This window comes from Parvularcula sp. IMCC14364, from assembly GCF_030758415.1.
Classification (GTDB): domain Bacteria; phylum Pseudomonadota; class Alphaproteobacteria; order Caulobacterales; family Parvularculaceae; genus Aquisalinus.
Map to the genome: position 1 here is coordinate 86,664 of NZ_CP132334.1, position 13,309 is coordinate 99,972.

The 13,309-nt window shown below is 53.8% G+C and carries 13 protein-coding genes; 8 read left to right on the forward strand and 5 right to left on the reverse strand.

Annotated elements, in window-relative coordinates:
* Positions 1-7 precede the first annotated feature (7 nt).
* The 7 genes from RAL90_RS00400 to RAL90_RS00430 all read left to right on the forward strand — a co-directional run bounded on the left by RAL90_RS00400 (position 8) and on the right by RAL90_RS00430 (position 6,636).
* A complete protein-coding gene (locus tag RAL90_RS00400; protein ID WP_306252557.1) occupies positions 8-709 on the forward strand; it encodes a YceI family protein in 702 nt (233 codons plus the stop codon).
* Entirely contained in the window at positions 706-1,662 is a 957-nt protein-coding gene (locus tag RAL90_RS00405) for a metallophosphoesterase (protein WP_306252558.1), read from the forward strand. Before RAL90_RS00400 ends, RAL90_RS00405 begins: the two co-directional genes overlap by 4 nt.
* A complete protein-coding gene (locus tag RAL90_RS00410; RefSeq protein ID WP_306252559.1) occupies positions 1,659-2,588 on the forward strand; it encodes a histone deacetylase family protein in 930 nt (309 codons plus the stop codon). Before RAL90_RS00405 ends, RAL90_RS00410 begins: the two co-directional genes overlap by 4 nt.
* A gap of 27 nt (positions 2,589-2,615) precedes the next feature.
* A complete protein-coding gene (locus RAL90_RS00415; protein WP_306252560.1) occupies positions 2,616-3,242 on the forward strand; it encodes a histidine phosphatase family protein in 627 nt (208 codons plus the stop codon).
* A gap of 23 nt (positions 3,243-3,265) precedes the next feature.
* Positions 3,266-3,508, forward strand: coding sequence for an exodeoxyribonuclease VII small subunit (locus RAL90_RS00420; RefSeq protein ID WP_306252561.1), 243 nt, complete (start codon positions 3,266-3,268; stop codon positions 3,506-3,508).
* A 154-nt stretch (positions 3,509-3,662) separates the two neighbouring features.
* A complete protein-coding gene (gene dxs / locus RAL90_RS00425) occupies positions 3,663-5,582 on the forward strand; it encodes a 1-deoxy-D-xylulose-5-phosphate synthase (protein WP_306252562.1) in 1,920 nt (639 codons plus the stop codon).
* Positions 5,583-5,925: 343 nt separating this feature from the next.
* The gene (locus tag RAL90_RS00430) at positions 5,926-6,636 is read left to right on the forward strand and encodes a hypothetical protein (RefSeq protein WP_306252563.1); all 711 of its coding nucleotides are present in this window, start codon (positions 5,926-5,928) and stop codon (positions 6,634-6,636) included.
* A 154-nt stretch (positions 6,637-6,790) separates the two neighbouring features.
* Here RAL90_RS00430 and RAL90_RS00435 read toward each other — a convergent pair whose 3' ends face one another.
* From RAL90_RS00435 to RAL90_RS00455, 5 genes are all read right to left on the reverse strand, one after another.
* Positions 6,791-7,234 carry a hypothetical protein gene (locus RAL90_RS00435; protein ID WP_306252564.1) on the reverse strand — a complete coding sequence of 148 codons (444 nt, stop codon included), beginning with the start codon at positions 7,232-7,234 and terminating at the stop codon, positions 6,791-6,793.
* A gap of 157 nt (positions 7,235-7,391) precedes the next feature.
* Entirely contained in the window at positions 7,392-8,300 is a 909-nt protein-coding gene (locus tag RAL90_RS00440; protein WP_306252565.1) for a TraB/GumN family protein, read from the reverse strand.
* Positions 8,301-8,500: 200 nt separating this feature from the next.
* The gene (locus tag RAL90_RS00445) at positions 8,501-9,103 is read right to left on the reverse strand and encodes a superoxide dismutase (protein WP_306252566.1); all 603 of its coding nucleotides are present in this window, start codon (positions 9,101-9,103) and stop codon (positions 8,501-8,503) included.
* A gap of 208 nt (positions 9,104-9,311) precedes the next feature.
* On the reverse strand, positions 9,312-10,136 hold the full coding sequence (locus RAL90_RS00450) for a DUF1365 domain-containing protein (protein ID WP_306252567.1): 825 nt from the start codon (positions 10,134-10,136) through the stop codon (positions 9,312-9,314).
* Entirely contained in the window at positions 10,133-11,497 is a 1,365-nt protein-coding gene (locus RAL90_RS00455; protein ID WP_306252568.1) for an NAD(P)/FAD-dependent oxidoreductase, read from the reverse strand. The genes RAL90_RS00450 and RAL90_RS00455 overlap by 4 nt, the downstream gene beginning before the upstream one ends.
* A gap of 404 nt (positions 11,498-11,901) precedes the next feature.
* Here RAL90_RS00455 and RAL90_RS00460 point away from each other — a divergent pair, with 404 nt between their 5' ends.
* Positions 11,902-13,122, forward strand: a complete 1,221-nt coding sequence (locus tag RAL90_RS00460; RefSeq protein WP_306252569.1) for an OmpA family protein — start codon at positions 11,902-11,904, stop codon at positions 13,120-13,122.
* Positions 13,123-13,309: the final 187 nt, after the last annotated feature.

Consider the following 13,309-nt stretch of genomic DNA (forward strand, 5'->3'; position numbering starts at 1 on the left):
TAGACAAATGACGTTGCGTTTTTTGAACCATGTGCTCTTGATAAGTGTGCTGATGATAAACGCCTCGGCCTCGGCTGCCATGCAGCAGCCGGAAGCTCCAGAAGAGGCCTTGCCTGAGCCGGTGCAACTCTATCGGTTGCAGCCCGAAGATACCCATGTTGGTTTCACTGTCAGACATATGCCGTTTTCAACGGTGACCGGCAGCTTTGACCGGTTCGAAGCGTTTTTCGCTTTTGATGAGCGCGCCCCTTCGGTGATTGATTTTCTGGGGGTGGTGGACATGACCAGTTTCAATCCCGAGCGCGAGCCGCCGATTGATGTAACCGGGCCGGACTGGTTTGCGCTTGAGCAACATCCGACGGGTCACTTCCATGGTTATACCATGCAGATGACCGGTGAAAAAACGGCCATCGTCTCAGGCGACATGACCATGAAAGGCATAACAGGTGAGGCAGAGATCGAGATTGTCTTTCCGGAGGCGTCACCATTTTTTGAGCCGTATCCTGACAGCTTTCCGTTTGAGGCCCGCATGGTTGTGGATCGCACGCGGTTCGGGATGACGCGACTGCAGGGCATTGTCCGTAAGGATATCGTGTTGACATTCAGTGGGAATTTGCAGCGTCAAAATGTGGGTTTGCTCACTGAGCCAGGTTTTGCACTGCCGCCTGTTGTAGATGACTTTTTGGCTGACCTTGAGGCGAGGCCATGACTGATTTAATGTTGTTCATCTATCATGCAAGCTATGTATATTTTCTCGTTACTCCTTTCCTGATCTGGCTGTTGTTTCGTGAGAGGGGTCGTTTCAGCGGGCGAAAGTTCAAGGGCGCAGCAGGTCTGTTTTTGCTCGGAATATCTGTTCTGGCTTACGCCCGGTTTGTTGAGCCGCGCATTCTGTTGACCCGCGAGCATGAGGTGCAGTTATGCGCCGCAGGTGAGGGCAGTTTGCGGGCAGCTGTTTGGGCTGATCCGCAGACGGGCATTTTTGGCAATGTGATGCCGGTGCCGCGCGTCGTGCGCCGGATCAACGGCCTTGGGGCGGACATGGTGTTCATCCCCGGGGATTTTACCTATTATCTGCCCGAGGAAGAAATCGCCGATGTCTTTGCGCCCATGGCAAAATTGCAGGTGCCGACTTTTGCCGTCATGGGCAACCATGATGCAGGGTTGAAAAAAGGCCCTGATGTCATCGCCCCCTTGACCCGTGTTTTGACGCGGGCAGGGATCGTGGTGCTGGACGGGCGCAATATGGATGTGCCGCATGGGGATGATATTATTCGCATCATTGGCATGCGTGATCACTGGACTGCCCAGCGCGATCAGAAACCGGTTAATGCGGCCCTGCCAGAGACGCCTGCTGATCTTGTGATTGCTTTACAGCATAATCCGGATGTTCTGTATGAGCGGCGTCGCCTGCCTGCCTTTGACCTGATGGTGTCAGGCCATACCCATGGCGGGCAGGTCCTGCTTCCGGTTCTCACCTGCGCCCTGACTTTCGCCTGCGATGTGCATCGTTATGGCTTTGCCGAAAAGCGTCGGGGCAACATTTTTGTCTCTTCCGGCACAGGTCTGGGTGGTATCCCGGTTCGCTTTGCGGTGCCGCCTGTTGTTGATGTGCTGAATATCGAATATGCACCTTGTACGAACAGGCAGGCAGTTGAATGACCACGCTTCTCTACAGCCATAACGATTTCGAAAATCATGAAGTGCCCGCGGGCCACCCGGAGCGGCAGGCGCGATATGCCTATGTACGCGATGCACTGGCTGCGCCTGCATTCGATCATCTTCAGCGCCAAGAGGCACAGGAAGTTGCCTGGGATCGTATAGCGCTCGCCCACCCTGAGCCATTCGCGCAGATCGTGCGGGATGCCGCCCCTTCTGCTGAGCGTATCATCCAGCTTGATCCCGATACCTGGATGGGGATGCATTCGCTTTCTGCCACGCGCCGTGCGGCTGGTGCCGGTGTTGCTGCTATTGATGAAATCATGGCGGGCAGGGCGGATAATGCGTTTGTGGCGGCCCGCCCGCCCGGTCACCATGCAGAGCAGGACCGGGCAATGGGGTTTTGCGTCTTCAATTCTGCTGCCATTGCTGCCTTGCACGCTCAGGCGGCCCATGGCTGTGAGCGGGTCGCCGTGGTTGATTTCGATGTACATCACGGCAATGGCACCCAGGCCATATTCTGGGATAAGGAAAATGTCTTCTTTGCCTCCTCTCACCAGTGGCCACATTATCCGGGCACAGGGCGCGAAGCAGACACAGGCGTTTTCGGTCATATCCACAACGCAACGCTCCAAAACGGGGAGGCGGGGAATGCCTTCCGGCGCGTCTGGGGAGAAAATTTGCTCCCGGCGCTCTCGGACTTTGACCCTGATTTCATTATCATTTCCGCTGGCTTCGATGCCCATGCGGCTGATCCGCTGGGCGGCCTCAATCTCGTCGAGGACGATTTTGCCTGGGTCACACAGGAGATAAGGGCTGTGGCGGCTGCGCAGTCTCAGGGCCGGATCGTGTCATTTCTGGAAGGCGGGTATGATCTGGAGGCGTTGGCAAAAAGTGCGGCTGCGCACGTGAAAGCCCTCGCCAGCTAACCGTAAATCGGTTAATTCCATGGCCCGATGGTCGGTAGAATTATAACAGTGCGGCATGGCAAGCCGGATATCTCGCGGGATGTGCGTATCACAGCCCGTGAATACGGGGACTGGTGGGCGCAATATAATCGCAGCGGTCTCGACCCAGCGGAGCAGCCGCCGGACTCTCTGTTGAAAGCAACCGAACATGCCACGCATATTATCTGCTCAACCATGCCGCGCGCGATCGAGACTGCCAGTATGATTGTGGAGGAGGGGCGCGTTGTGCCCCAGGACTCCCTTTTCGTTGAAGCGCCGCTGCCGCCCCCGCCGGTGCCTTTCCTGCGCTTGCGGCCCGGGACCTGGGGGGTGGTTTCGCGCACTTTCTGGTTTTTCGGTTTTGCGCCGGACGGGGCGGAGAACCACAGTGCTGCCTGGCAGCGCGTGCGGATGATTGCAGACCGGCTGATTGATCTTGCCGGTGAAGGTGACGTGGTCCTGTGTGCCCATGGGTATCTCAACTGGATGATCGACTCTCACATGCGCAAGCGGCGCAAATGGGACAAGGTCGATCACCAGCGGCGCAACAATTACTGGTCATGGCGCGCGTATGAAATGAGCGCCCCGCAGGCTGCGGCCAACCGGTCGCAACCAGCGACGCAAGCCGCGAAATAAAAACAGAAGAAAGAACAGGCCGGATGGCGGATCATAAAGACATCGCAAAAAAATCGTTCGAGGATGCGCTTGGCGAGCTCGAAGAAATTGTCCAGAAACTGGAAAGCGGCAATGCGCCGCTGGAAGAGTCCATTACCCTTTATGAGCGTGGTGCCGCGCTGAAAGCCCATTGTGAAGCGCGCCTCAAATCTGCCCGCGAGAAAGTCGAGAAAATTATTCTCGATGAAAATGGCGAGCCCAAAGCGGAACCTGCACGCTTTGACTGACCTGTCGTCAGGCCGATGCACGCAAGTTGCCTGAAAACCCGTAACCCCTAAATCTTAGAGAAATCATTGTCTTATCGCAGCGCAGTCATTATTGTGCCGTAGATGCGCGCGACGCCTCACAATAAGCGCACAATGCCCAAAGAGAGTTTTTTACATGGCTGTAGACACCCCCCTTCTGGACCAGATCACTTATCCCGAAGACCTGCGCAAGATGGAGGTCGGCCAGCTGCGGCAGGTGGCTGACGAGTTGCGTGATGAAGTTATCGACGCTGTTTCCACGACCGGCGGGCATCTCGGGGCCGGGCTTGGGGTGATCGAGTTGACGGTCGCGCTGCATTATCTGTTCGACACGCCCAAGGACAAGCTGATCTGGGATGTGGGCCATCAGTGCTATCCGCACAAAATTATCACCGGGCGGCGAGAGCGCATTCGCACCCTGCGTCAGGAAGAAGGTTTGTCCGGTTTCACCAAGCGCAGTGAAAGTGAGTACGATCCTTTTGGCGCGGCACACGCTGCGACATCCATTTCTGCGGCTCTTGGCATGGCGGTGGCCAGCGACATGCGCGGGGACGACAACAACGTCATCGCGGTCATTGGTGACGGGTCCATGTCTGCCGGCATGGCCTATGAGGCGATGAACAATGCCGGTGATCTCGGCAAACGGCTGATTGTCATCCTCAACGACAATGACATGTCCATTGCGCCGCCGGTTGGCGCGATGAGTGCCTATCTCGCGCGGATGAGTTCGTCCGGTGTTTATCAGGGCTTCCGCAATTTTGCCAAACAGCTGGTCAAGAAGTTGCCAAAAGCCCTTTATAAAAGCGCGGCGAAGGCAGAAGAATTTTCGCGCGGCATGGTGCAGGGCGGTACCCTGTTTGAAGAGCTTGGTTTTTATTATGTCGGCCCGATTGATGGCCATGACATGAATCACCTGATTCCGGTTCTGGAAAATGTGCGCGATATGGAAACCGGGCCAGTGCTCGTGCATGTGGTAACACAAAAGGGCAAGGGGTATGCCCCGGCGGAATCCTCCGCAGACAAATATCACGGCGTTGCCAAATTCGATGTCATCAGCGGCAAACAGCACAAGGCCAAGGGCAATGCCCCGTCCTATACGTCCGTGTTCGCCAGACAACTGATCGCCAATGCGAAAAATGACGATAAGATTGTCGGCATCACGGCGGCGATGCCCGGCGGCACCGGCATCGACAAGTTCATGGAAGAATTCCCTGACCGGACCTATGATGTGGGGATCGCCGAGCAACATGCGGTCACGTTCGCTGCCGGCCTTGCCGCGGAAGGCATGAAGCCGTTTGCGGCGATCTATTCGACATTCCTTCAGCGCGCGTATGATTCCGTTGTGCATGATGTTGCCCTGCAGAACCTGCCTGTCCGCTTCCCGATGGACCGTGCCGGTCTGGTCGGCGCTGATGGCGCGACCCATGCCGGCGCCTATGACCTTGCCTATCTCGGGTGCTTGCCCAACATGGTCATCATGGCCGCAGGGGACGAGGCTGAATTGACTCATATGACGCATACGGCAGCCCTTTATGATGGTGGCCCGATTGCCTTCCGCTTCCCGCGCGGCGAAGGTGTTGGTCTTGAGCTGCCGGAAACGCCGCAGTTCCTTGAATTCGGCAAGGGCCGTATCGTCCGTGAAGGGACCAGTGTCGCCCTGCTCAGCCTTGGGGGCCGACTGTCTGAATGTCACCGCGCCGCTGACATGCTGGCCGCGCAAGGGCTCTCCACGACAGTGGCAGATGCCCGTTTTGCCAAACCATTGGATGAAGCACTGATCCGCCAGCTTGTTGCCCATCATGAAGTTGTGGTGACCGTGGAGGAAGGCTCTGTCGGCGGCTTTGGGGCTTTTGTGCTGCATTTCCTTGCCCGCGAAGGTCTTCTGGATAGCGGCGTGAAAATCCGCACCATGACCCTGCCGGATATTTTCCAGGATCAGGCGTCACCTGCCCGGATGTATGAAATGGCCGCGTTGAACGCCCCGCAGATCGCGAAAACCGTGACAGATGCGTTGGGCGTGGAGCTGCAACAGCAAAGCGGCGACCTGAGGGCGTAAGTACCTGTTCTTCTCGTCTTTGCGTTGCGTCTGGCTGGCGTAGCAGGATCTGCCACAGTTTTGATAAAAGTTTTCGCCCTCTCCCCCCGGGGGTGCGCGCGCATCGCTATGGCCGCAGCGTCTGCGTTCAAAGAACGCGGGGCGGTCTGGCTGTGCGGGTTTAGTGAATAAGGCATGGGTTTCTCGTTGCGAGTATAATCCAGATCTTATATAGAACAAAAAAAATACAAAGTCAACATATTATATCGGATATGCCAGATGCCAAATACTCTACCTTGATCAGGTTTGCTTATTCACTGCCCCTACTATAAGATTTTAGTAAATATTGAAGTGTGATAAATTCATGCTGAGGGTAGTTTGCACTATATCTATTGTTGGGTTCGGTCTGTTGACGCCAGCTTGGTCTTCGGAAAAATGGGATGTCGGATTTGAGTTAGGAATTAATCATCCCTACGATCGCGATGCCTCTCAAGGGCAGATATTCGACGAATTTCTCACAAGTACAACAAGTTATGATTATGGTGAAGTATTTGGCTTCAATATTGGATATTGGCCGTTGCGAAGGCTTCGTCTTGGATTGGCTGTAGAAGAGAGTAAACTGCATCTTGAAGAACGCACAAACTTTACTTTCATCCCTCAACTGAACGAAGTTTTTGTGGAGCCATTCAAGGTGTCAGGAACAGAGAACATGACAAATGTGATGTTGACGGCTGATTATGTTGCCCGCGCAGGGAAGAAACTCAGACCTTTTATCGGAGCAGGTGTTGGGTATTCCATAGATTATTTTGACAATTTTGGTATAGCTACAGACAGAAAGAATCAATCCCAGTTTGCGGATACTGTGGGGCCTATCGTCTTTGATGAAGATGAATATCTTGCCATCTATGAGGCACGCGCTGGAGTTTCATGGCAGTTATCACCTAAAGTCAGCGTCGGGGTACTAGCAAAGCATGTTGGCATTAATGAGACCTACAGATCAACCTCGCTGGGGAGGTTCGGTGGTGAAGATGAGGAGGTGAATGGTCATAATACATTCAATTTTTCATCCGTATAAGACCGTTTCAAGGAAAATAACCAATTTCTTTTTTTGGAAGGGCGGGCGTACCAAGGGTAAGTCGTTCTCTGATATTTTTCGAGGGGAGCTATATGTGATGACTGTAACGGGTGTTTATTCGGTCAGGGCGGATGGTGATCAGATTTAGTAATAACTATCCTGCCTTTGGAACCACTGGTCCTATTTGAGATAATTGTTCTTCAAAGAAGACCCATATCAAAATCAATGAGAAAACAATCAGTGCTATGCCGGTGAAGCCGCCATAGATGACGCTCATTCGGGCTCTTGCTTCGTCTCGATCTTCCATCTTCAAATAAGAGATGGCCTGCGCCAGAAATATCAGACTGGCCAAACCGAGTCCCCAGGCGACACCTTGGGCGAGAACAAGAAAAAGATGCCGTCCGTCATCGGTCAAAAATCCGGCTACGAACATGGCTGCTGTTGCGCCGAAAACAGCGACCATTAAAGAACCGATCATGCCGCTGATAAGTGTATTCGCAAAGACCCATTGAGGGTGCGCGCCAAGCTTGGCAGTCGCTTTGATAAGAGGCATTTCCTTTAAGATCATAACCCAATTTACCAGAAATTCTGATGCCATGAAACAAAAAACCCGGACTGCTTTTCAGCGATCCGGGGGGGTACTGTTATAAAATTTATCCAGTCATGACATCGACCGGCGGGAGGTGGGTGCTACGGACAAGCCGTGGCAAGGCGGGTTTGTTACAACCCGGACCTGTGGTGAGCGTCGGACCCTCCTACAGGCGCTCGGCCTCGATGCCCTTTTCGGCCAGATAGTCCTGCAGGGATTTTTCCCCCGCGAGGTGACCGGCGCCAACGGCGACGAAGAATGTGCCTGCTTCTTCATTCAGCACAGTTTCCAGCGTGTCAGCCCAGTTGGCATTGCGCTTATACAGCAGCACATCAGCGATGGTGCCATCGCTGCTCTGCATGGCCCCGTTGATCATGTCACCAAGCCGGTCCATGTCCCCGGCCTGCCAGGCGCTGACCATATCGTTGAAGAAATTCGGGAAGTCATTCGTCTGCTGAATGCCCTCAATCAGCATGTCAGCCATCATCTCGTCCGGCAGGTCCGCGAAGAAGCGCAGTTGCTGCTCGCCGGTTTCGAAGAAGCGCAGGTTCTTTTCGTCCGCGACGGCTTCCTTGCCGAGAATCATTTCAAGGCCAGCCTCCGGATCACCGCCATCGGCGACAATGCGCATGACGCCAATGGTCAGGCTGGCGAGCCAGGGCCGGAAGGGTTGCAGGCTGGACAGGGGCAGGCCAAGCGGCGTTGCTTCTGTTTCAATCAGGGCGAGTTCTTCTTCGGTGAAGAAGGACGACAAGGTTGTGCCTTCCGGGTTGAGGCCCAGTTCAAATATCAGGGGCTGCAAGGCGGCCTGTGCTTCGGCTGAAATGTCTGTCTCGAAATAGACCGTATCAGCACTTTCCCATGCGGTGTTGAACGCCTCATTGCGCCAGGCAACATCCTTTTGCAGAATATGTACGGTGCCGAACAGATAGATGGTGGTATCCGCGTCACTCACCGACCAGATGGCCGGATCGGGCGCTGTTGTTTCCATCTCTTCTGCCGTTGCGGCAAAAGTGCCGCTGGCCGCCAGTGCCACAAGGCTGACGCCTGTTGTCTTCAAAAAACTGTAAATCATCCGTTTATCTCCTTTTTGCCCGCCCCACACTTCTTCTTCGGCAAGACTGGATGTAAAGTGGGCTTTACAGGCTGGGTTGTCAAGGAGGCTTTACAGATATTTTTGGGCGCAGGCAGGGCGCGGCGATCACCGGGCATAAAAAACCCCGGCACGTGGCCGGGGTTTGGCATGTCAGTCATGTCAGTGATGGCAGAAAGCCGTCAGGCGGCCGCCAGATTCTGGTTGGCAAAGTCCCAGTTCACAAGTTTATCGAGGAATGTCTCGATATAGGCCGGGCGCTTGTTCTGGAAATCGAGATAGTAGGCGTGTTCCCAGACATCCATGGTCAGAAGCGGGGTGACACCAATTTCCGTCAGGGGGGTGTCAGCATTGGCTGTCTTGCGCACTTCCAGCTTTTCGCCTTTCAGTACCAGCCAGGCCCAGCCGGAGCCAAACTGTGTTGCGCCCGCTGCGGCAAAAGCAGATTTGAATTCATCATATGAGCCAAAATCGCGGTCGATCAGTTCGGCAATTTTGCCCGTTGGCTTGCCGCCGCCATTGGCGCTCATGGAGTGCCAGTAAAAAGTGTGATTCCAGATCTGGGCAGCGTTATTGAATACGCCCTGCATGTCTGAATTGATGGCACTTTCTGTGACAATCGCTTCAAGGCTGGCACCGTCATGGGGTGTGCCGGCAATCATCTTGTTGAGATTGTCCACATAGGCCTGGTGGTGCTTGCCATAATGGAAAGACAGGGTGTTGGCAGAAATGTGGGGTTCAAGGGCATCCTGCGCATAAGGCAGGTCTGGCAGGGTTACGGACATGGGCAATCCTCTCTCTTGTTGCGTCTGGTCTTACCTAGTCACCTTAACGCAAAGGTCAACTGGTCGTTTCACAATGCATTGACGCGGGTGAATTGTGGCAATGGCCCGGGGTCAGCTTCGCGGAAATGCTTACCGGCGTCAGGAAAGCAGCGCGGCGTCACGCAGTCGGCCCGATTGAGGCAGATTTTGCGGTTGGTGCCCGGCGTGCCTATTTATCCGGATACGTCACATCGCCAGATTTGCTGCGCGGGTTCACATGAAATTTCACGCCTTTGAGCAGGACGCGCAAGGCTTCCCAGTGAATGGCTGCGATGATTTTGAAATACATCAACGGATGTGACAGGAGTGTCCGGCGTATATTACGTGCTGTAAAGGAGACACGTTTGCCAGTCTGTACAGCAAGAAGTGTGCGCTTGTCGGCCTGCGTTTCGCGAATGCCGATGCTGAGTTTTTCAGCCGGGTCATTCAGGGTGAAATTATACCGGCAATTCATGTCCAGTAACGGGGAGACATAAAAAGTCTTGTCACAGGACTGGCGTATGCCGGTGCTGCGGCCGGCATTGTTTTCTGCGACAGGCAGCATGTAGCCGCGCCATTCACCGAAAGTGTTTCGCACTTCATAAAGGACGGTGCGCAGATTATCTTCTGTGTCGTAACAATACCAGATGGACAGAGGGTTGAACACCAGACCAAACAGTCGCGGAAAACAAAGCAGACGGATGGCCCCCGGCGTGAACGCATAACCGCCATCGCGCAGTTTTTCTTCAATCCAGGGGCGCAAGGGGCTGCCATCCTTGGCGCCGTGGTCTTTGTCCCTGAACCCCATCAGGCCGAAACGGTTATAAACAAACCAGCTTCTGGACCGATCCAGATCGGGCAGTTCATCTATGTTGATCAGTAGGGAGAATATGCTGTACGTGAAGCGATGTGACACAGGTTTTACGCGGCGGTGGGACACAGCCCCCACATATATCCTTGTGTCAAAATTTCCCACGTCGTCTTTCAGGGCGCGCTCTCTTTCCTGTAATGTCACTCAGCCGCGATGCCTGTGCCAGACAAGCGTACCGGCATGGCGTTTTCTGCAGCGGGGCTCATCTGTGTGATTTTGCCTGCCCAGGATGGCGGGGCACCAAGAGCCGCTGCAACGGCGAATCCAGACGCGGCGCCGTCTTCATGGAACCCGTGTCCACACCATGCGCCGCAATACCAGCGGCCGCCAATGCCCTGAATGTTCTTCAGGGCCTGTTGAGAATCAAGGGCGGCCCGGGAGAATTGTGGGTGGGCGTAGTCAAAAGAGCCATAGGTTCTTGCCGGATCTGGTGCGCGTAAGGGGTTGAGGGTTACGAATACCGGTTCCGCCGTTTTCAGATTCTGCAGCCGGTTCATCCAGTAGGTGAGGGCAACAGGAGACAGCGTTTCATCACTGTGCGCTTCGCGGTCTGCCATATAATTCCAGCTTGCCCACGCTTTTTCGCGGCGTGGCATGTGATGGCGGTCTGTATGCAGGACGGCAGTATTTTTTTCATACTGTATGCCATTAAGAATGGCGCTTTCTTCCGGTGTCGCATCGTTGCCGAGTATGTTCAGTGCCTGGTCCGGGTGGCAGGCGAAGATGACCTCGTCAAACACGTCTTCCGAATTAGTCTTTCCGGCAATTTGCAGGTGCACGCCGTTTTCTTTTCGTTGTGCGCTGACAATGGGGGAGCCGGTGACGATCCGGTCAGCAAAACCGGCGGTTATCTTAGTGATATATTCCCTGCTCCCCCCGGAGACTGTTCGCCAGACTGGCCGGGCCAGCAGGTCCATCTCAAAAAGCCGGTGATTCTCGAGGAAGCTGATGAGGGCTTCAGCCGGGAAGTCGTTTATCTTCTCAACTGGCATCGACCAGATTGCGCCTGCCATAGGCAGGATGTGGCGATAGCGAAAAGCCTTGGAATAATTCTCTTCAGTCAGGACGTCCCCGAGGGTTTTGCGCTCGCGCTTTGCGCTTTCCATCAGTTTTGGGGCTTTTTTGTAAAAATCCATGATGTCGCGAATCATCGCCCAGTGACTCGGGCGCAGCAGATTGCGCTTCTGGGCAAACATGCCGCGCGGCTCGCCCAGATATTCTGTTTTGCCGCCACCAATCGAAATGGCGAACGACATGTCACTCTCTTCTGTAGTGACATTGGACTCATCGAAGAGGTGTACCAGATTGGGATAATTATGCGTATTATAGACGATAAAGCCCGTGTCTACGGCAACGGTGCCTCCCAGACCGTCAGGCATTTCTACAGTGTGAGAATGCCCGCCAACACGATTGTCAGCTTCAAACACTGTAATTTCATGCAGTTTGTGAAGGCTGTAAGCGGCGGCAAGTCCGGTGATGCCGGAGCCGATAATGGCGATTTTCATGGCGGGATTATCTCAAATTCCCATTTAAACTAGGCTATTTGCCGCCTGCGTCCAGCGGTAAGGATATAATTTAATTCTTCGGGGAACCAGCAGGCAAAAATGCGGTTATAGTTGCAGTGTCAGGATGTGAGATTCGAATTGCCTTGAATCTACCATATTCCGGCACCATTACTGCAGACATGACTGGTCATAACTGACACGGGAGACTGAATATTAACCGGCCATTAACCGTCAGGCCCGATGAAAAGGGCCAAGGCGCGGCGAATTTGCAACAGGTGCTCAATTTTCCTTTATCCACAGGGTTTTTGAGAAAAAACAGTTGCTCTCGTGGTTACCATCCAGTTAAATGTGTCTACATGAGATTCCATCGCGTTTCGGCGCAAAGTACACCTTCAGGAGGGGTTATGAAATTGAAACTTGCACTTTTGGCTGCCGCGGGCTCACTGGCTCTTGGTTCAGTCGCTCATGCTGGTGATGGCAGCTGGTACACAGCTCTCGGCGCTGGCTACACATTCTCAAATGACGAGAATGATTTTGAATCAAACACGGCGATACCAGGATCAAGTGGTACTCCAGGATCAGCTACATTCGGTTTTAACACGGATTACGACTTGGACGAAGCGCTTAACCTCTACGGCGCTATTGGTAAAAAATTGAGCAACGGTCATCGTGCCGAGGTTGAATTCGCCACCCGTACGCAGACAGTCGACAGTTTTGCTGCTCCTACACCCGGATTTGGTGGAATTCCGTCGGATGGTGATTTGGGCGATGTCACAGTCAACACGTTGATGTTTAACGTTTACAAAGACTTGGACTTCAGCATCGGTTCTCGTGTGAACCCTTACATTGGTGCCGGTATCGGTCTCGCGCGGATGCGGTCAGAAGTTAACAATGTTAACGTAACTGGTGGGGCTTTGGCCCAGTCCACGACTGACCCTTACACTGTAGTCGTTGCCGATGGCGATAATGCAGTTGCTTATCAAGCGATGGCTGGTTTGGTATTTGACTTGGCTGAAAATCTTGATTTCGATGTTCGCTACAAATATCTGCTCACTGGCGAGTTTGATTATGATGGTTTCGTTAATGGTCCACTGACATCACTGGACTCCGAATTTGAAGCCAACGAATTGACAGCTGGCTTCCGTTGGACATTTGGTGCTCCTGCACCTGTCGCTACACCAGCGCCGCGTGCAACAGTAACTTACAAGAACTGCCCTGATGGCAGCCGCATCGAAGCATCTCTCGATTGCCCGGCAGCTATCGTGGAAGAAGTTGTTGCACCTAAAGAGCTCGGTTTCACAGTGTACTTCGACTACGACAAGTCGAACCTGTCTGACGCTGCCCGTCGTGTTATCAATGAGCGCACAAGCGAAGCTCTGCAGTATGACATTGCTGACGTAGATGTTGCGGGTAACACAGACACATCCGGTTCCTCTGCTTACAACAACGCACTCTCTGCACGTCGTGCAGCCGTTGTTCGTGACGCACTGGTTGCCAATGGTGTATCTGGCGGCTTAATCGATGTTGCTGCTCTTGGTGAGAACAACCTTGCCAAGCCAACAGCCGATGGTGTTCGTGAGCCTCTGAACCGTCGTACAGACGTCGAGTTCACTTTCGACAATTAAAAATAAATTCCCACTACGGGATTTGAAGACCGGCGTTCTTTGAGCGCCGGTTTTTTTATTGCTCAGAGTTCGGCTTGCCAGTTTTTGGCTATGTCCTGTCTGAGGGGCCGCAACTTTTTGATCTTATATTTGTGCCGCGCAATTTTTATCACTGGCGGGTGTTCTTCCTGACGATCAGGACAGCGTA

What these genes read in the sequence shown, in the direction of transcription:
- RAL90_RS00435 (WP_306252564.1), bottom strand. Translation starts at nt 7,234, where the DNA reads ATGGCATCAGAATTTCTGGTAAATTGGGTTATGATCTTAAAGGAAATG.
- RAL90_RS00440 (WP_306252565.1), bottom strand. Translation starts at nt 8,300, where the DNA reads ATGATTTACAGTTTTTTGAAGACAACAGGCGTCAGCCTTGTGGCACTG.
- RAL90_RS00445 (WP_306252566.1), bottom strand. Translation starts at nt 9,103, where the DNA reads ATGTCCGTAACCCTGCCAGACCTGCCTTATGCGCAGGATGCCCTTGAA.
- RAL90_RS00405 (WP_306252558.1), top strand. Translation starts at nt 706, where the DNA reads ATGACTGATTTAATGTTGTTCATCTATCATGCAAGCTATGTATATTTT.
- RAL90_RS00430 (WP_306252563.1), top strand. Translation starts at nt 5,926, where the DNA reads ATGCTGAGGGTAGTTTGCACTATATCTATTGTTGGGTTCGGTCTGTTG.
- dxs (WP_306252562.1), top strand. Translation starts at nt 3,663, where the DNA reads ATGGCTGTAGACACCCCCCTTCTGGACCAGATCACTTATCCCGAAGAC.
- RAL90_RS00455 (WP_306252568.1), bottom strand. Translation starts at nt 11,497, where the DNA reads ATGAAAATCGCCATTATCGGCTCCGGCATCACCGGACTTGCCGCCGCT.
- RAL90_RS00420 (WP_306252561.1), top strand. Translation starts at nt 3,266, where the DNA reads ATGGCGGATCATAAAGACATCGCAAAAAAATCGTTCGAGGATGCGCTT.
- RAL90_RS00460 (WP_306252569.1), top strand. Translation starts at nt 11,902, where the DNA reads ATGAAATTGAAACTTGCACTTTTGGCTGCCGCGGGCTCACTGGCTCTT.
- RAL90_RS00415 (WP_306252560.1), top strand. Translation starts at nt 2,616, where the DNA reads ATGGTCGGTAGAATTATAACAGTGCGGCATGGCAAGCCGGATATCTCG.
- RAL90_RS00400 (WP_306252557.1), top strand. Translation starts at nt 8, where the DNA reads ATGACGTTGCGTTTTTTGAACCATGTGCTCTTGATAAGTGTGCTGATG.
- RAL90_RS00410 (WP_306252559.1), top strand. Translation starts at nt 1,659, where the DNA reads ATGACCACGCTTCTCTACAGCCATAACGATTTCGAAAATCATGAAGTG.